The sequence below is a fragment of the Metabacillus sp. Hm71 genome, from assembly GCF_051842955.2.
Lineage (GTDB): Bacteria > Bacillota > Bacilli > Bacillales > Bacillaceae > Metabacillus.
Genome location: NZ_CM200278.1, coordinates 4550668 through 4571826, shown reverse-complemented (window position 1 = coordinate 4571826; position 21159 = coordinate 4550668). Strand labels below are relative to the sequence as shown.

Genomic DNA, 21159 nt, shown 5'->3' with positions numbered 1-21159 from the left:
ACTAGCTAAGGGTTATTTTTATATAATACAATTCCTTTATATCGCAAACCCCTGCATTCTCAACCAGCTCCCACATAACTCAGTCCACTTTCCAACAACAGCATCATCGTCAGCCAAACCTAAACCATGACGTCCATTAGGAAAGACATGCAATTCAAATGGAATCTTGCTTTTGCTTAACGATTGTGCGTATAGAAGACTATTTTCAACAGGTACTGCAGCATCATCAGCTGTATGCCACAGGAATGTAGGGGGGGTGGCTGCAGAAACGTTATTTTCACTAGATAACGAGACTCGAAGCTCATGTGTTGGATTTTCCCCTAGAAGGTTGTGGACAGAGCCTTCATGGAAGTAGTTTGTTAATGATATAACAGGATAACAAAGAATTGCTAAGTTTGGGCGACAGTTTTCATGGTCAATAGAATCACTGGCTTCCAAGCCTTCTATATCAAAAATGGTTGATGCGGTCGAAGCTAAATGCCCGCCTGCTGAAAATCCTAAAATGCCAATCTTTTGTTGATCAAGATTCCATTCCTTGGCATGATGTCGAACATATCGAATGGCACGCTGAGCATCTGCCAGCGGGGCCGGGTGTCTAAAAGGAGATACTCGATAGTGTAGAACAAAAGCCGTTATTCCAAGGGTGTTTAGCCATTTTGCAACAGGCTCACCTTCATGAAGTGCCCGATTTTGATAGCCGCCGCCTGGAAAAACGATGATTGCACCATGCTTTTCATTCCTTTCTGCAAAATAGGGTGTAAGAGTCGGTGAATAATCCTGGTTAGCTTCCTGAAAAGGTGCTCCATTAGGCCATAATAACTGAGTCATGTAATATCCCCCTTAAAGGTTCGTTTTTCATTCGGATTGATAACCTTCTATTCTATCATTTTAGTAAAACTCACTATCTTTTCAGAAAAAACGGAATTGACTTTTTCTTAAAGACATAAATGATAAATATAATTATGCTATAGTAATAGAGAAGTATGCAAGCGTTAACATGATCTTACATAGGAGGAAACGTTAATGAGTAATATAGGAAAATGGGAGTCAGCAGAACCTGGTGTGAAGCGAAAGATTTTTCAGCCTGGAGAAGGCTTAATGATGATGGAGGTACAATTTGAAAAAGGGGCAGAAGGCTATGAACATAGCCATATTCATGAACAAATGAGCTATTGTATAAAAGGAAAAATCGCCTTTCGGATTGATGGAGTGGAAACCATTCTTAACCAGGGGGAGACAATTTATATTCCAAGCCATGCAAAACACAGTGTAACAGCATTAGAAGAATCAATTTTACTAGATACATTTACACCTGTTCGCGAGGACTTACTAAAAAGATAATTGTAAGTGAAACAATGATTCCAGTTTTCAATCTGGGGTCTTTTTTTATAACACCAGAATTTATATATTTTCTTAACATAGCTTGCGTTTCTGAATCTAGCTCCAGGCGCCATCGGCTCTAGGGTCTAGTCAAACAGGAATTGAAGGTAAAGAACACCTTCTATTTCTGTTCGCCTTATGCTTAGCGCCTTGCGCTTTTTTTATTTCATCAAAATTCCTTTAAAAAATCAATTCTGACATTTGCTTGACACATTACGGACTTATGCTTGTACATGTAAACAGTTTATGTCCACTAACAAAACAATTCTGCTAGAAAAAAATTCGTAGGATACGATTAACTTGTAAAAAGAAAGGAAGAGAAAAATGAAAAAATGGATCATAAGCATTGTCATACTTGTATTGGTTATTGGCGGAGGAGCAACCGCCTATGGAATTTTCAGTAATAAAAAGGAGGAAGCAAGTACGACTACTATGGAAACACAAACAGCTGTTGCAGAAACCGGGAATGTCGAAGTGACGGTAAGCGGTACAGGGAGCATTTCAACGATAAATGAAGAGGTCATCACAGCTGAAGAAATTAATGCTGTTGTGGAAGAGGTTTTAGTTGCAGTTGGTGATACGGTTGAAGAAGGCGATGATTTAATCACCTTTGAAGACGATGATCTAGATCCAATCGAAGCACCGTTTTCAGGAGAAATTACCACATTAAATGTGGAGGCGGAAGATACGATTTCAAAGGGAACGGAATTGATTGAAATTACTGATTACAGCAATCTGCAAATGGTTGTAAACGTGGATGAATTAGATATTTCAAAGGTGAAGGTTGGACAAACCGCACAAATTGACGTAAGTGCCCTTCCTGATACAGAATTTACAGGGACAGTTACAAGTGTCTCAAAAGAAGCTAATGAATCTGAAAGCAGCAGTGTGGCACAATATGCTGTTAATGTAAAAATTAATAAACCGACAGGAATAAAAGTAGGAATGACTGCAGAGGCAGTGATTACATCGGAAAGCAAGGAAAATGTCGTTACTGTTCCAATTGAAGCTGTTCAAAAACAGGGTGACCAATATTATGTCCTTGTTCCAGCAGAAGGAGAAAGTACAACAGAAGCAGCTGGACAAACAGAAGAAGAGCAAACTTCAGATTCAAGCACGTCTAGTACAGAAAACTCATCCGCACAAACAACACAAAAAACGGTTGAAGTAGGCCTGCAAAATGAAGAAGTGGCTGAAATAGTCAGTGGCTTGAGCGCGGGTGAAGAGGTCGTTCTTCCAACTTTTCAATCAAGGAGTGATGATACAGAGGAGACGATGGATAGAATGATGCAAAAGGGCTTCCCTGGCAGCATGGATGGAGGACAAATGCCTCAAGTTGGAGGCGGTAATCGGGGAGGAATGGGTCAATGATTGAAGAACAGCGCATCGTTGAAATACGAAATATTAGTAAACACTATACACTTGGAGGAGAAACCGTTAAAGCGTTAGATGATGTCAGCTTTTCCGTCAACAAAGGAGACTTTATCGCCATTATTGGTCCATCTGGTTCAGGAAAATCAACGCTTATGAATATGATTGGCTGTCTCGATGTCCCTGATACAGGAGAATACCTTCTTGATGGGGAAAATGTCCTTTCCCTTAGGCAAAAACAATTAGCAGAGGTGCGTAATCAAAAGATTGGGTTTATTTTTCAATCATTTAATCTATTGCCTAAGCATTCTGCATTTGAAAATGTCGAACTTCCACTCATTTACCGTGGCTTAAACAGTAATCGGAGAAAAGAAATTGCCATGGAGGCTTTAGAAAAGGTTGGTTTGGCTGACCGCGCCGGCCACAGGCCAACCGAATTATCAGGGGGACAGCAGCAGCGGGTGGCAATTGCCCGAGCCCTTGCCGGAAATCCGCCGATCTTGCTTGCAGATGAACCAAGCGGCGCATTAGACAGTAAAACTGGTATTGAAGTAATGAATCTGATACTGGATTTAAATCATCAAGGCCATACCATCATCTTAATTACACATGATTTACAAATTGCGAAACAAGCTAAGCGGGTGATTCGCATTCAAGATGGAAAAATCTCTGAGAGAAGGGAGGTGCTTGTCCATTGAAGCTAGGGCAAGCAATCAAAATTGCTTTTAAAAATATTGTTACCAATAAACTTAGAGCCTTTTTAACGATGCTGGGCATTATCATTGGGGTCTCAGCTGTCATTGCACTCGTTTCACTTGGACAAGGGGCTTCACAGTCTGTTTCAGAAGATGTTTCATCATTAGGAACGACAATGGTATCTGTTTCGATACAAGGGAATACAACAAGTGAAGAAGTTGTTGATTATGATGAGGTGATGGGATTTGAGGAATATTCTGAAGTGGTGGCTGTGTCACCAACCGTTTCAGGAAGTGGAACAGTAAAAAATGGCAAAACCAGTATGGAAAGTGTCACCATTAACGGTGTTACCCCATCATATGAAGATGTCCAAGAGACTGTGGTCAGCTCAGGTCGGTTTATTTTATATATTGATGATGAAAACCGCAACAAGGTTGCCCTTTTAGGCTCAAATGTTGCAACAGAATTATTCGGATTTACAAGCCCTGTTGGAAACGAAGTAAAAATAGATGGAACCACCTTTAAAGTAATTGGCGTTCTCGAGGAACAGGGTGAGGAGCTGCAAGGCTCTGTTGATGATATGGTCCTTATCCCATTCGCTACTGCACAACGCTTTTTAGGTCAAACCGTGATTAATTCAGTTGATGTGAAAATGGCGTCAGAAGATACGGTTGATATGGGAATGGCTAAAATTGAACGATTCCTCTACAATCAATTTAGCGGGGATGAAACAAGCTATAATGTACGGAATCAATCAGATATTCAGGAGGCATTAACATCTGTAACAGATACAATGACCCTCTTGCTTGCAGGTATAGCCAGCATTTCCCTTATAGTTGGCGGAATCGGAATTATGAATATTATGCTCGTTTCTGTAACGGAAAGAACGAGAGAAATTGGGATTCGAAAAGCGATTGGTGCAAAAAAGAAGGATATATTAACACAGTTTTTAATTGAAGCAACCGTATTAAGCGCTCTTGGCGGTTTGCTTGGTGTTCTTATTGGAATAGGAAGTGCAGAGGTTCTTTCTCGACTATTAGACATGGCCGTATCCATTTCCTGGCTCGCGGTAGGTGTTGCCGTTAGCTTTTCCATTATCATCGGTGTTGCTTTCGGCATCTTCCCTGCAAACAAAGCGGCAAACTTAAGTCCTTTAGCTGCTTTACGACATTAAACGAAGTTTTTGGTGGAGTTTGACTAATCAAGATGTCAAACTCCTTTTTCCAATCAGGACAGTTTTAGTATAATCGAAGGAAAAAGGAAACAGTGATGAAAACAATTTTAGTTGTAGAAGATGAAATTGCCATTTCGATGGTGCTAGGTGCATATTTAGAAAAAGAGGGGTATGAGGTACACTATGCCTATAATGGTGTAGAAGCATTACAAAAAGCTGATGAACTAAAGACGGCGCTCATTTTATTAGATGTTATGATGCCGCAGCTAGATGGTTGGGGTGTATTAGAGAAAATTCGTGAAAAAAGCTCCTGTCCCGTCATCATGATTACGGCTTTATCAGATATGAATCAAAAATTACAAGGCTTTGACAGTGGAGCAGATGATTATATTACAAAGCCGTTTGTCGCTGAGGAGGTGCTTGCTAGAGTGAGTGCTGTTCTTAGAAGATCGCCGCAGCTTGAAGAAGCCGACAAGGTTAAACTTTATGGGTCATTGAAAATTAATTTTCTTGCTCATCAGGTATTCTTAAACGGAATCGAAATTCAGTTTACTCCTAGAGATCTATCCTTGTTTCTATTTTTAGCTGAGCATCCGAACCAAACCTTTACACGGGAGCAGCTGATCGAAAATGTCTGGGGATATGATTATGAAGGGAGCGACAGGGCAGTCGATCTTGCCATAAAACGAATTCGTAAATTATTAAGCGGATGGGATGAGGCTGATGGAGAGATTAAAACGCTTCGCGGATTGGGTTACCAATTCTATGTTAAATAAGAAGAAGTCAAAAACTCCGCTATTATATTATTGGACAAGACGATATTTAGTTACACTTGTGATTGGTTTACTGATCATCGCAGTCGTTTCAATTTTTTGGATACGGCATAATACCATCGAAAGCAAGCTTGAGCTAACAAAATTAATTGCACAAGAGCTATCAGATCGAGTAGTAGATGAAGAAGGGAAGATAATGGTAAGTCCTAAATTGCCGTTTATCCTCGAGGATCGGGAAAAAGTATTAAATAACCGGGAGCCATTGGAATTTTATCTGAAAACAAATGAAGGGACAGTGCTATCAATAGGTCCTAGAGGCCCCAATCATACTGAGCCTAATAAGCAAGATGAACTTGTTAGGTTATTAGAAATACCAGAAGCCTTATCAGTGGAAAAAATTTCATCAGACCGGTTTCGAACCGCATATGCTGTTATTTCGCCTATCGTAGTTGATGAAGAAACCATTGGTGCCATCATTATTATTCAACCGATTACAGACTTAACAAATATGAATCGTGAGGAATATCAGCTGCTAGCTTTACTTCTGGGAGGGTTAGCGATATTAGGATGGTTCGTTATCTACTCATTGTCCAGAAAATTAGCAAGACCAGTTGAACAAGTGGCAACAGCAGCAGGAGAGCTAATGCGGGGGAACTATGAAATTGAATTAAACGAAGATGTAAAAGAAAAAGAGCTGCATCAGCTTGTCATCTCCTTCAAAGAAATGACGAATCGTCTTAAACATCTTGAAGCCCTAAGAACGGAATTGCTCGCAGGTGTAACACATGAATTAAAAACACCGATTACCTCGGTAAGTGCCTTGATTCAGGCTGTAAGAGACAATGTTGTCACAGGAGATCAGAGTAAGGAATTTGTCCAAATGGCCATAAATGAGGCAAATAAACTGCAGAAGATGGTGGAGGATTTATTAGATTTTAATAGTTTTAGCGCAGGTTCGATTAAAGTAAATCCAGAAAAGATGGACTTATGCCGGGTTGTGAAAGAGATCATCTATCAGTGGGAAATTGTTCACCAGCAGCAATTAGCGAACGTAAATCTTACGTTTACAACACATGAAACACAGCTTTTTGCGATTGCAGACCATGTTAGACTGCAGCAAATCCTCGTGAATTTATTGAATAATAGCCTTCACGCCGTCAAAGAGAGAAAAAAAGGGGAAATTTCTGTTGAGCTGTACAGAGATGGCGGTTATATTTCCCTTGATGTATCAGATAATGGCTACGGCATCTCTGAGCAAGAGCACCCATTTATTTTTGAACGCTTTTATCGTGGAGAAAACAAAAAACATGTAGAACGAGGACTTGGTCTAGGCTTGCCGTTCAGCTTGCTTTTAGCAAAAGCACAGGGCGGTGATATGTTTTTAAGGAAAAGCACCGGAGAAAAAACGATCTTTTCCCTGCGCTTGTTGGCTGAAAGGAAAGAATGATTATTAAAAGCTATCTCAAAAGGGTATGCCCCTAGAGTTAGCTTTTTTTATTTTTAAGGAAATGATTAAATTCTTGTACCGGCATGTCGTTTGCACTTTTGCTCTTTCAGCGGCAAAAAAGAAAATGCTCATGAATTTTTATTTTTTGAATTGACAGTCAATTTTATTTGTCATACAATTGAATCAGAAATTAATTGTATGACAAATGGACGAAAGAGAAGATGCGGTATGGTCTTAAATGCCCAACAAAATTAGGGGAGAGGCAGGTAGTAAGGATGACACTTGTTGAAAGGAAGGCTCCAAAGGGAATTTTAGGTTTTCCAGTAGCACCATTGGGTGAGAATGGAAGGCTTGATGAGAAGGCATTGGAAAGAAATATTCAGTTTTTAATTGACGAGGGCTTGACAGCAATTTTTATTGCTTGCGGATCTGGAGAATTCCATGCATTAAGTAAGGGCGAGTACCAGTCGATGGTAGAGGTGGCTATTACGACTGCTTCAGGAAAGGTTCCAGTCTATACAGGTGTTGGCGGTAATATTGCACATGCGATTGAACAAGTAAAGCTAACGGAGGATTTAGGTGCTGATGGGTATTTAACTCTGCCGCCTTATTTAATCGAAGGAGAGCAGGAGGGGATCTATAATTACTATAAAGAGATCCTTGAGAATAGCAATTTAAACGCCATTGTTTATCAGAGGGATAATGCCATTTTAGAACTAGAAACATTGCAAAGATTGCTAGATTATCCGCAAGTTGTTGGGCTTAAAGATGGACATGGAAAAATGGAACTGGTAGTTGAACAAACACAAACAATCGGGGATCGTCTACAGTGGATTAACGGAATGCCGTTTGCAGAAATTACGATGCCAACCTATATGCCGTTAGGTTTCAACACATATTCTTCTGCGATATCAAACTATTTGCCGCATATTTCTAGAATGTACTATAAAGCACTAACTAAAGGAAACCATCACCTAGTAAGGCAATTATATGTGGATGTTCTTCTTCCGATTAATCGTATTCGTAAATCCAGAAAAGGATATGCCATATCCCTCATTAAAGCGGGAATGGAAATTGTTGGACTTCCTGTTGGGAACACAGTTAAGCCGCCTGTAATCCCAGTCGAAAAGGAGCATTACAAGATATTGGAGGAAATCATTACATCATCAATAGAAAAATATCCAGTTGAAAATAAGAATGTAAATATTGATACCTAAGCAAAAATGTAAGCGTTTGAATTTAGACGGCATATTTATAACGTTATTAGAGAATATAAAGGGTATTTCACTAAAAGTTTGTAAAAGGATTTTTTTAGTCTTCATCTAAAACGAATGTCGAATAACCGATAAATTGTAAGCGTTATCTACCATTTGATAGATAATATAAAGTCTAAGATTATTAAAGGGGGATGTAACATGAAGCGTTTATGGTCATTTGCAGTAATGCTTTTATTCATCATCGGGGTTCTTACAGCTTGTTCGGGTAATCAGGGGGCAGCTTCATCCTCATCAGGAACAAAGGACACATCAGAGACAGATTATCCAACAAAACCAATCTCAGTAATCGTTTCTTATGATGCTGGGGGCGGTACAGATACAACCGCCCGTACGTTAACACCATTTCTAGAAAAAGAATTAGGTGTTCCAGTAAATGTTATCAATCAGCCTGGCGGCAGCGGCTGGGTAGGCTGGACAGCTCTTGCGACTGCAAAGCCTGATGGATATACAATTGGTTATTTAAACTCTCCTAACATTGCTGGCGGACTTGTTAACCCCTCTGTAAAACGTGAAGTAAATTTAGACAGCTTTGAAGTGCTTGCAAATCATGTGGCTGATCCAGGAGTTATTGCAATCCGTACAGATGAGAAACGCTTTACAAATATGCAAGAGTTAATTGAATATGCGAAAAAAAATAAGGTAAAAGCAAATGGTTCTGGGGTTGCAAGTGATGAGCATCTAGTTTCATTGTTAATGAATCAAAAGCTTGGCACTAAGATTGAAGCAGTTCAGTTTGAAGGGACCGCAAATAGCTCAACAGCTTTCTTAGGCGGTCATATTGATATTTTAGTAACAAGCGCAGGTGAAGCCTATAATCTTCATAATAGCGGCCAATTAAAGGTAATCGGTGTCGCGGCAAAAGAACGATCTGCCTTCCTGCCTGACGTCCCTACTTTTGAGGAAGCAGGATATGAAGGTGTTTATTCTCAAGCAACAAGAGGCTTGGCAGCTCCAAAAGGTGTTGATCCAGAAAAAATCAAAATCCTTCAAGCTGCACTCGAAAAAGCAATTAACAATGCTGATCATATTGAAAAAATGGAAAAGTTAGGCACACAGGTCAGCTATGCAGGTAGTGAAGAGTACAGAAATATGTTGGAACAAGATATTCAGGATATTACAGACCTCAAGGATCTATTGGGCTGGTAATCAAAAGCCATTTAGAGGCTGACTAAATGTGTGATAAGTCAGTCTCTGTATACGATAAGGATTCATCAGTGAACAGGGTTTTTGAAAGGAGATGTTTACTTTGAAGAATATCGGTGTTTGGGTAGGACTTTTACTCTTGCTATTTGCCGGCATTATTTTTTGGCAGTCACTTTCTTTAGAATACTATGGACAGTATGGTCCGGGGCCAGGGCTGCTCCCAATTTGGTTAAGCGGTTTGTTGGGAGTCTTATCTATTATCTATATATTTAGTAGTTTAAAAGAGAAAAATAACAGTGTATTCGATTTGCTTCCAAAAGGAAAGGTATTGATGAAGCTATTATCTATTTTGGGGTCTATTTTTCTTTTTATTATCATTTCACCTTATTCAGGCTTTGTGATCGCCAGCATGATTGTGTTACTAATTCTGCTTTCTCCAGAGTACAAATGGTATTCATCATTAGGTATTTCAGCAGCGATCACAATGATATTATTTCTCGGATTTAAGACCGTTTTAAATATTCCATTACCAGTAAATATGTGGGGATGGTAAGGAGGGAGAACAATGGAGACCATAGGGTATTTATTAGCAGGGTTCGAAACAGCCCTTACATGGCAAAATCTTTTATATTGTTTAATCGGTGTAACAGTCGGAATGCTGGTTGGAATTTTACCTGGTTTAGGTCCCAGTGCAGGAACAGCGCTTCTAATTCCAATGACCTTTGCAATGGATCCAATCCCTGCCATTATCATGCTTGCTGGCATTTTTTACGGTTCTATGTATGGTGGTACCATTACAACTGTCTTAGTAAATGTACCAGGTGAAGCGGCATCTGTTATTACAAGTCTTGATGGATATCCAATGGCAAAGAAAGGACGTGCTGGTGTTGCTCTTGGACTTTCTGCAATCGGCTCTTTTATTGGCGGCACATTATCAATTGTTGGATTAGTCATTGTCGCCCCTTTATTAGTCGATTTTGCGTTAGCATTCGGTCCTCCTGAATTTTTTGCCTTAATCATTTTTGGCATGACAATGGTGATTGGCTTGGCAGGTAAATCCATTATAAAGGGAGCTATTGCTGTTACAATTGGACTTATATTAGCTCTGGTGGGGATTGCCCCAGGGTCAGGTATTGTACGTTTTTCCTTTGGATCTGCACATTTATTAGATGGCTTCGATTTTGTTACGATAGCAATGGGTCTGTTTGGCTTATCGGAAATTTTACTAAGTGCAGAACAGCAATTTAAAAAGCCGGATCAGCCCCCAAAAATGGGTGGACTTTTTCCGCAACGAAACGAATGGAAGCCCTCACTAATGTCAATGGGAAGAGGGACTCTTTTAGGGTTTTTCATCGGTTTAATTCCAGGTACCAGTTCAGTTGTTCCCGCCCTCATGTCATATTCATTAGAAAAGAAGCTGGCGAAGGATCCCTCTCGCTTTGGGAAGGGAGCGGTTGAAGGTGTTGCAGGACCTGAAACGGCAAATAACTCCTTTTGTGGCGGCGCATTAATCCCCTTATTTTTATTAGGAATTCCTAGTTCTGCAACAATGGCGGTTTTATTAGGTGCCTTTATCCTTCACGGTCTCACACCTGGACCGACTATGTTTGTTCAAAACGCAGATTTTGTCTGGGCTGTTATTGCAAGTATGTTTATTGGGAACGCTCTTTTATTATTTTTGAATTTACCAATGGCTAAAATGTGGGCAAAGGTGGCAAATATCCCGTTTAAATTGCTTTTTCCCATCATTATTAGCGTTTCGATTGTAGGTACCTATTCAATCAGCAACAGCCTTTGGGAGGTAGGAGGGTTTCTAGCTTTTGGAATCATCGGCTATTTATTTAAAAAGGCAGACATTCCAGTCGCACCAATTGCTTTAGTCTTTATTTTGGGCGGTTTAATGGAAGAGTCATTATTACAATCGTTAAATCTTTTTAATGGGAATCTTTTAACGATCTTTACAAGACCGATTTCAGGAACGTTAATGGTTCTTTCCATCATTGCCATTACGTTCAGCCTGATTGCCGGCATTAAGCAAAAGAAAGAGCATTTTATTGATGTTGAAGCATAAAATAAATCAAAAATATAGACATATTTTCAAGACTAAAGTATAATGACAATAACAAGTAGTTTGAATACGTAATAACCTTCCACCGTAAAGGGGAGTAGCGTCAGGATTATCCTGAAACAAAGTCGTCATTCCATGAACCTCGATTGTTCATCGGCTTTGTTGGCATAAAATTGTGCTTAGCGAGACCTTTGCCACTTTGGCAAAGGTCTCTTTATTTTTGCCTAGGAAATTATTGAAGTCCTATATTGTGGATAGCGCTTTGACATCCAGCTCCAGTGCCTAGCCACTTAAGAATTGAAGGTAAAGTACACCTTCTTTTCTTAAGCGTCTTATGCTTGTCGGGGCTGAACAAGGCACTTGCGCTTTTGATTTTGTTTAAAACTATTTTTGATTCTGAAAGAATTTGAAAGTAGTAAAATATAATTTTTTAGGAGGTTGAAAAAATGGAAATGGAATTTCTCACTGCACTTTTGTCTATTATAGTGATTGATTTAGTTTTAGCTGGAGATAATGCCATTCTAATTGGACTTGCGGCAAGAAACCTGCCTAAGGACCAACAAAAGAAAGTAATTATTTGGGGATCATTTGGCGCAATTGCGATTCGTATCGTGGCAACACTTGCGGTCGTTTGGTTATTAGAAATCCCTGGCCTTCATTTAGTCGGCGGACTTTTACTAGTGATTATTGCTTATAAATTGCTTGTTGATGACAATGATCATGGAGATGTAAAGGCTGGAGATAACTTTTGGGCAGCGATTCGTACCGTTATTATCGCTGACGCATTAATGGGTCTTGATAATGTATTGGCTGTTGCAGGAGCTTCTCATGGAAATATGCTTCTTGTCATCATTGGATTATTAATCTCTGTTCCAGTGGTTATGTGGGGAAGTACAATTATTCTTAAATGGATTGATCGTTACCCGATCATTGTTACGATTGGGGCTGGTGTATTAGCATGGACTTCTGCAAAGATGATCGTTGGAGAACATTTCTTAAGCGGATTGTTTGCTAACGGCTTTGTAAAATATGGCTTCGAAATTTTAGTCATTGCTGCTGTTATTGGGTTAGGGAAATATAAACAAGCCAAAATGGCAAAAGAAAAAGCTGAAAATAGCGATGAACAAAAAGAATTATTAAAGGCTGGTTCTAATTAAGTTTGTTAGAAGCTTGAAGACGCTCACCCACTATCAGTTGGTTGAGCGTCTTTTTGTATATAAAAATTATCATTTTTAATCAAAAAGAAAAGCTTTCATTGGTATAAACATGTTATTGAAACAAATGGAGAAGAATTGTAAAGCAAACATTCATGAAAGAAGATAAGAATAATCCTTACCTTCTCTCTTTTGTTTATTGATGAATTCCTTCTTTTACACTACAATATATAATGGTAGGTGAAAAACATGAATATAAACAATTTTCGGTTTGATAAAGTAGGATTGAATCGATTTTTTGGTCCTTTAGAGTCTAAGATTATGGAAATTCTTTGGGAAGGCTCAGAAATGAGTATTAAAGAAGTTCAGCAGCAGCTTGAAAAAGAAAAAGCAACAAATTTTAATACGGTTATGACTGTAATGAATCGGCTGGTTGATAAAAAAGTGATCGATAAAAGGGTGGTCGGAAGAACATCATTCTTCAAGCCGGTAAAAACAAAGCAAGAATTCATTGAAGAGCAATCGAAAAAGCTTACGGATAATCTATTAGATGAGTTTGGAGGCCTGGTTGTGAACCATATGCTTGATTCTCTAACAGAGGTAGATCAACAATTACTTCATCGCCTAGAAGAAAAAATTAACCAATTAAAAAAAGGAAAAAATAAATAATGTGGAGATATAAATCACAAGTTGTTTTCGGATTAGGCCTCTTTCTTGGGATCCTCCTGTGTGCTCAAATGGGAATGTATGTGGTTAATCATGTATTTGGTACAATCATTAATCTGAATATCTTTCAGTTTTGTATTAGTTTATTTAAGGGAAATACCTTCTTGTACCATTCTGTTTTATTAACAATCAATTCTTTTATTGTCATCACGATTTTTAGTATTTGCAAAAAAATGATTAAACAGCTAATGGAAATAAATAAAATAAAGAATAAGATCACCTTGTTAAAAAACGAACAACTGACTTTATCTGTAAATCATCATTTCCAGCGTAAAAAAATGGATATTCAAGTGATTACCTGTAATGAACCTGTTGCCTTCACCTTTGGATTTGTCAGACCAAAGATTGTTCTATCGACACAATTAATCAAGATGCTGGATCAAGAGGAACTGGCAGCCGTAGTCTATCATGAAACGGCCCATCAAAAATATTTTGATCCTTTTAAAATCTTTATCTTACAACTGATCTCTGAAGTCATGTGGTATATTCCGCTTACAAAATGGGCTTATCAAAATTATAAAATTTTGGTTGAACTTGTAGCTGATGAATATGCAGTTAAGCGGATGGGATCTGAATTAGGGCTAGGCAGTGCACTTCTTAAACTTATTAAAACACGCTTGGGAGGAGGTTCCACTCCGGTTCTTGTCCATTTTACTGGAGGAACGGTTGATTACCGAATAAAGCAGTTGGTTGAGCCAGAGAACTCCATTCCTGTCAAATTACAAACAAGATCGATTATTATTTCCATTAACATGATTATGATTTTGATGACATTAATGATTATTGTCTAATTAGTCTTGTTTCTGATCAGTTTTTATTCTTGACCAATAAGTATATATACACTACAATGTGTAGTGTATATATACAATGATGCAATTCGTAAAAAGGAATGTAATTTTTTACCCACCAACACTACACTATGTAGTGTTGGTGGCATAAAACATTAACTGAAGGGAGCTAGTTTAAATGAAGTCTTTTGAAATCGGATCTCTCATTTTGCGTGTTTATTTAGGATTAGCATTTTTTATTCATGGTTTTGCAAAATTTCAAGGTGGAGTTGAAAACACAGCTGGCTGGTTTGAAAGCATGGGCATCCCAGGATTCATGGCGTATATGGTTACGGCGATCGAAATCGTTGGAGGTCTGCTGCTCATAGCAGGCTTAGGTACACGGTACATTACTCCTTTGTTTTTTATCATTATGATTGTCGTGATCTTAAAGGTAAAATTATCTGAAGGTTTTTCGGCGTATGAATTAGATATTACATATGCAGCCATTGCACTATTCCTATTTCTTAACTCGAAATCATCATTTTCACTTGATGCGAAACTAACAAATAAAAAAGCAGCCTAGTTATTACTGACAAAAAATCAAGTAGGTGCAATCATGTCAAAAGGAAAAAGAAAACAATCAAAAACGCAATCTCCAAAGCTTATCTTTTGGATCGTCGGTCTGTTGGCAATATGTATGGGCGGTTTGTTCTTTCTGGCAAATACAACAACAAAAGTTGAAGCATTTGATTACAATGGCCAACCGTTTCTTGGGGAAGAAACAGCACCTGTTCAAATTGTTGAATTTGGTGACTATAAATGTCCTGTCTGTAAAAATTTTAATGAGTCGTTTCTCCCCCAGATCAAGCAGGATTTTATTGACACAGGGAAAGCAAGATTTTATTTTATGAATTATTCGTTCATTAACATTGATTCGATCCGGTCGGCAAAGTTTGGCGAGGCTGTTTACCAGGAGCTTGGGAATGATACATTTTGGGAGTTCCATGAACTTCTTTTTACAAAACAGCCAGCTGACTTAAAATATGAAAGAATCGATGTTTTTACAGAAACATTTCTTGAAGATACCTTAAAGGAAATTGTTTCAGAAGAGGAAGTTCAAAAAGTGGTGCAAGCATTTAAAAGTAATGAATCAGAGCATGCTTGGGATACTGATATGGAGAAAGCCAACAATCTCGGAATAACTGGTACTCCAACTCTCTATGTAAATGGGAAAAAATTCGAAGGCAATAGCTATGAAGACTTTAAAGCAATGGTTGAAGAGGCTTCACAAGAGGAGTAGTGAATAGAATTGAATAAGTCATTACTGTTTTCATGGGTTACTTCTCTCATTGCGACGTTAGGAAGTCTATTTTTTAGTGAGGTATTGCATTTTATACCCTGTACACTATGTTGGTATCAGCGTATTCTTATGTATCCATTAACTTTCGTGATCGGCATCGCATTTTATCATAATGATCGCAAAGTTTATAAATATGTTTTACCGTTCTCGATTATAGGAATGATTATTTCAGCCTATCATTACTCCTTGCAGAAAATTCCATTCTTGCAAAAGTTCGAAATGTGTACAAGTGGTATCCCATGCTCAGGCGAGTATATCAATTTGCTGGGATTTATCACAATTCCATTTTTAGCCTTTATTGCCTTTAGTATCATTACAGTGATGATGGTTATGCTTAGAAAGAAAACAACTGATTAATTTGACAGGGGCTGTCTCAAAAGGGTCAAACTCTACCAATTATCACCTATATATGGTGTTGGTGGTGACCCTTTAGTTTTGAGGCAGCCCTTTTTTTTGAAGGTTTAAATAAGATGATGTGAATTAAATCTGGAGTTTAAAGAGGAGAAAAGTTGTTATTAGCGAACATACGCTGAACCTACAATAATTAAGAGGATAAATAATACAACGATTAATGCGAAACCGAATCCGCCGCCATCTTTGCCCATCCGATTCACCACCTAACGTAAAAGATAATACATCTTATGAAAAAAGGATTATTTTTGTAAGGTACAGGCATGGAGTAAAGAAAAACGGGCGGTTTCATAGGCTTTATAAAGCAGGATCTATTTAGATGAAAGCAAAAGGATTTTTGCTGACTTTTTTAATGAATGTTTTTGTTACCCATTTGGTAGGTCCTTGACTATAACCCTTTTTTGAAAAGGAGCTATATTCAAAGACCTACATGTGGGGTCATCAGGCGGTAGAAAAAAATAGTCTTAGCAATAAATGCATGTCGAAAAAATCGCTTCAATTGTTTAAGTTCGCTGAATTCCAGAAGTAGAAAAATTTTTAATCATTTTTTGTAAATTTCTATGACCTTCTCGAAGTTTAATTGTTTCTTCTATGATTTTTTGGAATCCTTCCAAGTCTTTGTCAGATGCATTTAATACGGATTTAGGAAGACCTTCAGCAATTTGTTGTAAGGTCATATCGTCTCTCACCAACAACGACCACCTTTCCTTCTTTTTTGATAGACTTTTGTCCTCCTTAATATTTTTCGAAAACAATCATGTTTTCCTGCATGTAGACGTGAAAATTTATCTACATTTATCAGCAGATTATATAATAAACGGAAAAAATTAGAGGTTTTTAAACAAATAACGACTTTATGTTACAGCTTACTTAATAACAAAATGAGCAATGCCTGTTTCCTTGTGAAGAGAACAGGCATTGCTTATCTTGTTAAATGACACTTGATAATACACGCTCATTGTTTTGTGATACGAGATTTTCTCCAACTAAGCTAATCCCGTTTGCAGCATTATTAGCTGCTACGGTAACTTCATCTCCTATATGTATACCTGTACAAATGACAGCTTTTTCAATATGTGCATTTTTTCCGATAACTGCATTTGGCAAAATAACAGAATTCTTGATGATAGCTCCTTTCGCTACCTTTACACCACTAAATAGAACAGAGTTTTCAACTGTTCCATAGATTTCGCAGCCTTCACTAATAAGCGATTGTGATACTTTAGCAGCAGCATCAAGATATTGAGGGGGATGAGTTTGTTCAACCGTGTAAATTTTCCAATCCTTGTCATGCAGGAGTATATTTGTTTCTTTTTTTAGCAAATCCATATTTGCTTCCCAGAAACTATCAATGGTTCCGACATCTTTCCAATACCCGTTAAATGTATAGGCTACAAGCTTTAGATTTTTTCGAAGCATTGCCGGGATGATATCTTTCCCAAAATCCTTAGAGGAAAATGGATTTCTTTCTTCTTGCTCTAAATAATATTTTAATGTCTTCCATTTAAAAATATAGACTCCCATTGAAGCTAAATTTGATGATGGATTTTTAGGTTTTTCTTCAAAATCGAGAATTCTCCCTGTCTTTGCTTCCGTTTTCATCACACCAAATCTGCTTGCTTCGTTCCATGGGACTTCAATGACTGATATTGTGGCATCTGCTGAAGAGGTGATATGTTCCCTTAGCATTTTGCTGTAATCCATTTTATAGATATGATCACCTGATATAACAAGGATATGCTCTGGGTCATATTGTTCAATGATGTGTCGATTTTGATAAATGGCATGTGCTGTTCCTTCATACCATCTTTCGCCTTTTTCACACTGATATGGAGGGAGAATGCTTAAACCACCGTCTCTTCGGCTTAAGTCCCATTCCTTGCCATCGCCAATATAGCTTTGTAGAACATGAGGGTGATACTGCGTTAAAACACCGACTGTATCAATACCTGAATTTCTGCAATTGCTTAAGGTAAAATCAATGATTCGATATTTACCACCAAAGTGAACTGCAGGCTTTGCTAAATTTTCTGTAAGGTTTTTTAATCTAGTTCCTCTTCCACCAGCTAAAAGCATGGCAATACATTGTTTCTTCAAAATTGTTCCTCCTGATATCATTTTCTTTTTTAAAATAAATGATTCCTTTTCTACTTATGCTTTGTAACCCAGGAATAGAAGGAGTTATTTTTCTTCTCTTCCTGAGATCATGGTAATAAAAGGCTATTCTATTGATTTTAAGCTTTTATAAGCGGTCTTCCTCCCATAACTTATAAAAGTATTCAAGCTCTTCGTCATCGATGGAAACTTGATTATGTTCCTCATCATGTTTTATTAAATTAACAATGTTTTCCATTGGAATCCTCCTCTTAGTTGTCCTGATTAATAGGAATTAACAGGTTTTATGTTAACAAAATTCAAGTGTGAAAATAATCAAAATATTACGCCTATTTTAGATGAGTCTCGACAAAACAGAGGTAATCATTGGAAAATAGCATGTAATTTAATGGCGATCTTGTAGAATTTCACTTAAATTTTAATGAATTTGTCGAACTTTTTTTATGTTTTTTTAAAAATTTCATGTGTATAACCAATGAAGGACTGATTTACATCTGAAGTAATATCCAAAAAATTACATTCACCTTGTCCCCAGTTGCTGAATATACTGAAGAAAACAACTTAAGGTGATGCAAGTGAAGATCGTTAAACTTATCAAAGGCTGGTATCATGCTTATAAGGAAAAACATGAAGCACAGATGAAAGAACTTGGGAAATGTCCTGTTTGTCACGGAAGCGGATTTACGACAATACCAAGTCCATACACGGCGAATACATTTGATTGTCACACATGCAATGGAACAGGCTTATATTCCGAATGGGAGAAAAATAACGAATAAATTGATTATAAAAACTTCTGACATTAGTTAGAAGTTTTTAGTTTTTTTATGCATATTACTAGTTCTTCAGGGGAAGATAACAATGATTTACATAAACAATATGAAAGGGGCTTGATCATGAATAAAAAGTGGTTACTCATGCTTACAAGTATTTTATTAGCTGCAATCGTTTCAGTTGGCTGTAATGTCGACCCGGACCCAGCGCCTCCGGAAGATAACAATGGTGTTAATGAAAATGGGACAGACAATAATGACAACAACAATAACCTTGATGATGCGATCGAGGGTGAAGAAAATATTCCTGGTGTCGATCAAAATGATACGATGAATAAAGATGATGAAAATGATGCAGCTCCAGATCCTGAAGATCCAGTAGAAGACGCTGAAGATCTTGGGGATCAAAATAACAAGGACGAATAATCAATTGTATGAGGCCGTCTCAAAAGGGTTTAACTTTTTCGAGACAGCCTGTTTTATTTTATTTCATCATCTAGTAAAGGATGAAATTGATATTTCTTTAAATCAACAATATGATTATGTTTAAACATAACTCCTTCATCCTCAAGAAATTCCTTTTGCGATAAAAACATTTCCTCGTCATGGAAGGCAATTTCCCCTTTAGCATTGATGACTCTATGCCATGGAAGCTGATATTTGGCACTCATGGAATGAAGGATTCTCACCACTTGTCTTGCACCTCTTGGACTGCCGGCTAAACTGGCAATTTGTCCATATGTCATCACTTTTCCTGGAGGAATCTTTTGAATAATCTTAATGACTCTTTCTGTAAAGGAAAGCATGGCGATAACCTCTTTCTATCAATCACATTTTCATGTCTTTAACCACTAGGGTAACATAGAATGGTTATTTGTAAAAAATTCTTTACTTTTTTCTTTTAACTTTCATGTATACTATTATTCTGCATGAAAAAATACATAGAAAAAAGGTGGTTGTCATGAACGGAACTGCACATGCAACAATTGGAGCTGGTGTTGGGGTTATCACTGCTCAATCGGTACAGGCTGATCCAGGTGGAATGCTGCTATTAATTGGCATCGGCAGTGTGGCAGGGTTAATGCCCGATTTAGATATAGATGGAAAATTAAGCAATAAAATTACATTTTCTCATACGTTAATTCGCTCTATTGCACAATTTATCGGCTTTTTAATGATCGGTTATATTCTTCTTGAAGAAACAGGGACAAATAAGTGGCTGGGGATATGTATTGGAGCTGCTATTATGATTATTTCTTCTTTTATTAAGCAGCGGCATATGCTGACAGTTACAGGATTAGGTGTTCTGGGAGGGGGATTGCTATTACAAGAAATGTGGTTAAGCCTTTTAGGAATCTATGTGATCTTCGCTTCTTTTGTTCCACATCGCAGCTATACTCACTCGCTTTTAGGAATTGGTTATGTTGGCATTATTGCTTATTACTTAGAGGTTTCACTTGAGAGCCAAGGTGTTTTTCTAGCATGTCTTTTAGGCTATATCAGTCATTTACTTGCTGATTTGAAAATACTACCATTTAACAAGCGCGGTGTGAAATTTTTCTTGCCTTTTTCTTCGAAGGAATTTTAAAGAATATTGATTAAACTAAAAGGGTCTGACCCTCATGCAATCTAATCACAAATGTTTGAGGTGTCTGACCCTTATATTTTAATTTAGAATTTTCACTTCTACTTGTTTTCGGCCCCATTCTTTTGCTTCTGCTTTTGAAGGGATAAAGACATCAATTCTGTTGCCCTTTATTGCACCGCCAATATCTCCTGCAATCGCTGTGCCATATCCTTCTACATGAACTTTTGTACCTAGTGGAATGACGTCTGGATCAACAGCAATAACCTTTTGATCTGGATTTGCATTTAAGTCGATACCGGTACTTGTAATTCCAGAACATCCTTCACAGTTTGCCGTATAAGCAGTTGCTGTGACCGTTAACTCTTTTTCAACTGATGGTTTAGCTTGTTTTACTGGAGCTTTTTCGAGCTTAGAAGCAACTTTTTTTTCTGTTGTTTTTGCCTTAGTTGTTGCTGCTTTTACATTAGCAGCATCCACACCATCAAGAATTAATTCGTCACCCGGGTGGATGATATGTGAATCTATATCATTAAGGTCTTTTAACTTATCAACAGTTAAGTTATTCTTCTGGGCAATCTTCCAAAGAGAATCTCCTTTCACAATTTCATAATACTCTGGAAGCTCTAATGTATCATTAGGGTGAATAATATCCCCAGTTAAATCGTTCCATTCCTTTAGATCATCAACAGACACCTCTTTTTGCTTCGCGATTTCGGAAAGAGTGTCTCCCTCTTTTACTTTTATTTCTTCAGCAGATGCGTTTACGGCAAATCCTGCTGAAAATAGAGCCGTTGTGATTAAGGATACAATGCCTTTTTTCATGTTATATGTCCTCCTTGTTAGCTGACTTTATGCTAATCAATGAGTCCTATCTTAACATGAAAAGCTGCTTTAAAAAGGACAAGCACCTAACAGTTACATTACGTTATTACA

At 37.7% G+C, this 21159-nt stretch carries 25 protein-coding genes and 1 riboswitch; of the genes, 19 read left to right on the top strand and 6 right to left on the bottom strand.

Annotation, left to right across the window (positions count from 1 at the left end; genetic code table 11):
• Nucleotides 1-36 precede the first annotated feature (36 nt).
• Nucleotides 37-828 (bottom strand): alpha/beta hydrolase, encoded by a 792-nt coding sequence (locus ACSVDH_RS22625; protein ID WP_439251770.1) that lies wholly within the window; start codon nt 826-828, stop codon nt 37-39.
• 195 nt (nt 829-1023) lie between these two features.
• On the opposite strand from ACSVDH_RS22625, the gene ACSVDH_RS22620 reads away from it, so the two are divergent.
• The 16 genes from ACSVDH_RS22620 to ACSVDH_RS22545 all read left to right on the top strand — a co-directional run bounded on the left by ACSVDH_RS22620 (nt 1024) and on the right by ACSVDH_RS22545 (nt 15696).
• Nucleotides 1024-1341, top strand: coding sequence for a cupin domain-containing protein (locus tag ACSVDH_RS22620; RefSeq protein WP_439251771.1), 318 nt, complete (start codon nt 1024-1026; stop codon nt 1339-1341).
• Nucleotides 1342-1704: 363 nt separating this feature from the next.
• Nucleotides 1705-2751: an efflux RND transporter periplasmic adaptor subunit gene (locus tag ACSVDH_RS22615; RefSeq protein ID WP_439251772.1), complete on the top strand. Its 1047-nt coding sequence runs from the start codon at nt 1705-1707 to the stop codon at nt 2749-2751.
• On the top strand, nt 2748-3449 hold the full coding sequence (locus ACSVDH_RS22610; protein ID WP_439251773.1) for an ABC transporter ATP-binding protein: 702 nt from the start codon (nt 2748-2750) through the stop codon (nt 3447-3449). The genes ACSVDH_RS22615 and ACSVDH_RS22610 overlap by 4 nt, the downstream gene beginning before the upstream one ends.
• Nucleotides 3446-4621, top strand: a complete 1176-nt coding sequence (locus ACSVDH_RS22605) for an ABC transporter permease (RefSeq protein ID WP_439251774.1) — start codon at nt 3446-3448, stop codon at nt 4619-4621. Before ACSVDH_RS22610 ends, ACSVDH_RS22605 begins: the two co-directional genes overlap by 4 nt.
• A gap of 95 nt (nt 4622-4716) precedes the next feature.
• Nucleotides 4717-5397, top strand: a complete 681-nt coding sequence (locus tag ACSVDH_RS22600; protein WP_439251775.1) for a response regulator transcription factor — start codon at nt 4717-4719, stop codon at nt 5395-5397.
• Complete coding sequence (locus tag ACSVDH_RS22595; protein WP_439251776.1) at nt 5345-6841, top strand: sensor histidine kinase; 1497 nt, start codon at nt 5345-5347, stop codon at nt 6839-6841. Before ACSVDH_RS22600 ends, ACSVDH_RS22595 begins: the two co-directional genes overlap by 53 nt.
• 275 nt (nt 6842-7116) lie before the next feature.
• The gene (kdgD, locus tag ACSVDH_RS22590) at nt 7117-8058 is read left to right on the top strand and encodes a 5-dehydro-4-deoxyglucarate dehydratase (protein ID WP_439251777.1); all 942 of its coding nucleotides are present in this window, start codon (nt 7117-7119) and stop codon (nt 8056-8058) included.
• A 198-nt stretch (nt 8059-8256) separates the two neighbouring features.
• Entirely contained in the window at nt 8257-9264 is a 1008-nt protein-coding gene (locus ACSVDH_RS22585; RefSeq protein WP_439251778.1) for a tripartite tricarboxylate transporter substrate binding protein, read from the top strand.
• A 100-nt stretch (nt 9265-9364) separates the two neighbouring features.
• The gene (locus tag ACSVDH_RS22580; RefSeq protein ID WP_439251779.1) at nt 9365-9814 is read left to right on the top strand and encodes a tripartite tricarboxylate transporter TctB family protein; all 450 of its coding nucleotides are present in this window, start codon (nt 9365-9367) and stop codon (nt 9812-9814) included.
• A gap of 12 nt (nt 9815-9826) precedes the next feature.
• Nucleotides 9827-11332 (top strand): tripartite tricarboxylate transporter permease, encoded by a 1506-nt coding sequence (locus tag ACSVDH_RS22575; protein WP_439251780.1) that lies wholly within the window; start codon nt 9827-9829, stop codon nt 11330-11332.
• A gap of 77 nt (nt 11333-11409) precedes the next feature.
• A riboswitch (yybP-ykoY riboswitch) is annotated at nt 11410-11510 on the top strand.
• A 271-nt stretch (nt 11511-11781) separates the two neighbouring features.
• The gene (locus ACSVDH_RS22570) at nt 11782-12486 is read left to right on the top strand and encodes a TerC family protein (RefSeq protein ID WP_299090675.1); all 705 of its coding nucleotides are present in this window, start codon (nt 11782-11784) and stop codon (nt 12484-12486) included.
• Nucleotides 12487-12732: 246 nt separating this feature from the next.
• On the top strand, nt 12733-13152 hold the full coding sequence (locus ACSVDH_RS22565) for a BlaI/MecI/CopY family transcriptional regulator (protein WP_439251781.1): 420 nt from the start codon (nt 12733-12735) through the stop codon (nt 13150-13152).
• Nucleotides 13152-14000: a M56 family metallopeptidase gene (locus ACSVDH_RS22560; protein WP_439251782.1), complete on the top strand. Its 849-nt coding sequence runs from the start codon at nt 13152-13154 to the stop codon at nt 13998-14000. The genes ACSVDH_RS22565 and ACSVDH_RS22560 overlap by 1 nt, the downstream gene beginning before the upstream one ends.
• A 175-nt stretch (nt 14001-14175) precedes the next feature.
• Complete coding sequence (locus ACSVDH_RS22555; RefSeq protein ID WP_439251783.1) at nt 14176-14562, top strand: DoxX family protein; 387 nt, start codon at nt 14176-14178, stop codon at nt 14560-14562.
• A gap of 33 nt (nt 14563-14595) precedes the next feature.
• Nucleotides 14596-15279, top strand: a complete 684-nt coding sequence (locus ACSVDH_RS22550; protein ID WP_439251784.1) for a DsbA family protein — start codon at nt 14596-14598, stop codon at nt 15277-15279.
• A 9-nt stretch (nt 15280-15288) separates the two neighbouring features.
• Nucleotides 15289-15696, top strand: coding sequence for a disulfide oxidoreductase (locus ACSVDH_RS22545; protein WP_299090657.1), 408 nt, complete (start codon nt 15289-15291; stop codon nt 15694-15696).
• A gap of 158 nt (nt 15697-15854) precedes the next feature.
• On the opposite strand, the gene ACSVDH_RS22540 is transcribed toward ACSVDH_RS22545, so the two are convergent.
• The 3 genes from ACSVDH_RS22540 to ACSVDH_RS22530 form a co-directional block, all read right to left on the bottom strand.
• Nucleotides 15855-15944: a YjcZ family sporulation protein gene (locus tag ACSVDH_RS22540; RefSeq protein ID WP_299090660.1), complete on the bottom strand. Its 90-nt coding sequence runs from the start codon at nt 15942-15944 to the stop codon at nt 15855-15857.
• Nucleotides 15945-16253: 309 nt separating this feature from the next.
• On the bottom strand, nt 16254-16439 hold the full coding sequence (locus ACSVDH_RS22535; RefSeq protein ID WP_299090663.1) for a hypothetical protein: 186 nt from the start codon (nt 16437-16439) through the stop codon (nt 16254-16256).
• A 241-nt stretch (nt 16440-16680) separates the two neighbouring features.
• Nucleotides 16681-17850, bottom strand: coding sequence for a glucose-1-phosphate adenylyltransferase (locus ACSVDH_RS22530; RefSeq protein ID WP_518618352.1), 1170 nt, complete (start codon nt 17848-17850; stop codon nt 16681-16683).
• A gap of 590 nt (nt 17851-18440) precedes the next feature.
• Here ACSVDH_RS22530 and ACSVDH_RS22525 point away from each other — a divergent pair.
• Together ACSVDH_RS22525 and ACSVDH_RS22520 are read left to right on the top strand one after the other, a co-directional pair.
• On the top strand, nt 18441-18644 hold the full coding sequence (locus ACSVDH_RS22525) for a methionine aminopeptidase (RefSeq protein ID WP_439251786.1): 204 nt from the start codon (nt 18441-18443) through the stop codon (nt 18642-18644).
• 117 nt (nt 18645-18761) lie between these two features.
• Nucleotides 18762-19064, top strand: coding sequence for a hypothetical protein (locus tag ACSVDH_RS22520; protein ID WP_439251787.1), 303 nt, complete (start codon nt 18762-18764; stop codon nt 19062-19064).
• 53 nt (nt 19065-19117) lie between these two features.
• Here the strand turns inward: ACSVDH_RS22520 and ACSVDH_RS22515 are convergent, their stop codons facing one another.
• The gene (locus tag ACSVDH_RS22515; RefSeq protein ID WP_439251788.1) at nt 19118-19444 is read right to left on the bottom strand and encodes an MGMT family protein; all 327 of its coding nucleotides are present in this window, start codon (nt 19442-19444) and stop codon (nt 19118-19120) included.
• A 155-nt stretch (nt 19445-19599) separates the two neighbouring features.
• On the opposite strand from ACSVDH_RS22515, the gene ACSVDH_RS22510 reads away from it, so the two are divergent.
• The gene (locus ACSVDH_RS22510; RefSeq protein WP_439251789.1) at nt 19600-20226 is read left to right on the top strand and encodes a metal-dependent hydrolase; all 627 of its coding nucleotides are present in this window, start codon (nt 19600-19602) and stop codon (nt 20224-20226) included.
• A 78-nt stretch (nt 20227-20304) separates the two neighbouring features.
• On the opposite strand, the gene ACSVDH_RS22505 is transcribed toward ACSVDH_RS22510, so the two are convergent.
• Nucleotides 20305-21048 (bottom strand): 3D domain-containing protein, encoded by a 744-nt coding sequence (locus ACSVDH_RS22505; protein ID WP_439251790.1) that lies wholly within the window; start codon nt 21046-21048, stop codon nt 20305-20307.
• Nucleotides 21049-21159: the final 111 nt, after the last annotated feature.

What these genes read in the sequence shown, in the direction of transcription:
- ACSVDH_RS22625 (WP_439251770.1), bottom strand. Translation starts at nt 828, where the DNA reads ATGACTCAGTTATTATGGCCTAATGGAGCACCTTTTCAGGAAGCTAAC.
- ACSVDH_RS22620 (WP_439251771.1), top strand. Translation starts at nt 1,024, where the DNA reads ATGAGTAATATAGGAAAATGGGAGTCAGCAGAACCTGGTGTGAAGCGA.
- ACSVDH_RS22615 (WP_439251772.1), top strand. Translation starts at nt 1,705, where the DNA reads ATGAAAAAATGGATCATAAGCATTGTCATACTTGTATTGGTTATTGGC.
- ACSVDH_RS22610 (WP_439251773.1), top strand. Translation starts at nt 2,748, where the DNA reads ATGATTGAAGAACAGCGCATCGTTGAAATACGAAATATTAGTAAACAC.
- ACSVDH_RS22600 (WP_439251775.1), top strand. Translation starts at nt 4,717, where the DNA reads ATGAAAACAATTTTAGTTGTAGAAGATGAAATTGCCATTTCGATGGTG.
- ACSVDH_RS22595 (WP_439251776.1), top strand. Translation starts at nt 5,345, where the DNA reads ATGGAGAGATTAAAACGCTTCGCGGATTGGGTTACCAATTCTATGTTA.
- kdgD (WP_439251777.1), top strand. Translation starts at nt 7,117, where the DNA reads ATGACACTTGTTGAAAGGAAGGCTCCAAAGGGAATTTTAGGTTTTCCA.
- ACSVDH_RS22585 (WP_439251778.1), top strand. Translation starts at nt 8,257, where the DNA reads ATGAAGCGTTTATGGTCATTTGCAGTAATGCTTTTATTCATCATCGGG.
- ACSVDH_RS22575 (WP_439251780.1), top strand. Translation starts at nt 9,827, where the DNA reads ATGGAGACCATAGGGTATTTATTAGCAGGGTTCGAAACAGCCCTTACA.
- ACSVDH_RS22570 (WP_299090675.1), top strand. Translation starts at nt 11,782, where the DNA reads ATGGAATTTCTCACTGCACTTTTGTCTATTATAGTGATTGATTTAGTT.
- ACSVDH_RS22565 (WP_439251781.1), top strand. Translation starts at nt 12,733, where the DNA reads ATGAATATAAACAATTTTCGGTTTGATAAAGTAGGATTGAATCGATTT.
- ACSVDH_RS22560 (WP_439251782.1), top strand. Translation starts at nt 13,152, where the DNA reads ATGTGGAGATATAAATCACAAGTTGTTTTCGGATTAGGCCTCTTTCTT.
- ACSVDH_RS22555 (WP_439251783.1), top strand. Translation starts at nt 14,176, where the DNA reads ATGAAGTCTTTTGAAATCGGATCTCTCATTTTGCGTGTTTATTTAGGA.
- ACSVDH_RS22550 (WP_439251784.1), top strand. Translation starts at nt 14,596, where the DNA reads ATGTCAAAAGGAAAAAGAAAACAATCAAAAACGCAATCTCCAAAGCTT.
- ACSVDH_RS22540 (WP_299090660.1), bottom strand. Translation starts at nt 15,944, where the DNA reads ATGGGCAAAGATGGCGGCGGATTCGGTTTCGCATTAATCGTTGTATTA.
- ACSVDH_RS22520 (WP_439251787.1), top strand. Translation starts at nt 18,762, where the DNA reads ATGAATAAAAAGTGGTTACTCATGCTTACAAGTATTTTATTAGCTGCA.
- ACSVDH_RS22515 (WP_439251788.1), bottom strand. Translation starts at nt 19,444, where the DNA reads ATGCTTTCCTTTACAGAAAGAGTCATTAAGATTATTCAAAAGATTCCT.
- ACSVDH_RS22510 (WP_439251789.1), top strand. Translation starts at nt 19,600, where the DNA reads ATGAACGGAACTGCACATGCAACAATTGGAGCTGGTGTTGGGGTTATC.
- ACSVDH_RS22505 (WP_439251790.1), bottom strand. Translation starts at nt 21,048, where the DNA reads ATGAAAAAAGGCATTGTATCCTTAATCACAACGGCTCTATTTTCAGCA.